The organism is Cedecea sp. B1(4) (assembly GCF_059414925.1).
In genome coordinates this window covers 1-292 of record NZ_JCAHMZ010000388.1, presented here as the reverse complement: position 1 = coordinate 292, position 292 = coordinate 1, and the positions used below count along the sequence as shown (strand labels likewise).

The 292-nt window shown below is 70.5% G+C and carries 1 protein-coding gene; it reads left to right on the top strand.

The annotated features are described in order from the left end of the window. The coding region (locus tag ACR6JA_RS23420; RefSeq protein ID WP_494599951.1) for a GNAT family N-acetyltransferase at positions 1–292 on the top strand (292 nt) is incomplete at both ends.

Genomic DNA, 292 nt, shown 5'->3' with positions numbered 1-292 from the left:
ACGACCTGGCCGAACCAGGGCGCAGCTTCTTCGCCTATGCCACGGTGTCCGGCGAGCGCGTGGGCTACGGCGGCTTCGAGCGCCTGGGCCGAGACGTGCTCGTGCGCTCCCTGGTGGTGCTGCCACACTCACGCCATCGCGGCATCGGCGGCGGAATGTTCGCACTGCTGCTGCGCCGTGCCTTCTACGAGGGCGGGCGCGACGCCTGGTTGCTGACCACGACGGCTGCGCCGTTCTTCGAGCGCGCGGGCTTCAAGCCAATCGAGCGCAGCGCCGCACCGGCGACCATCCT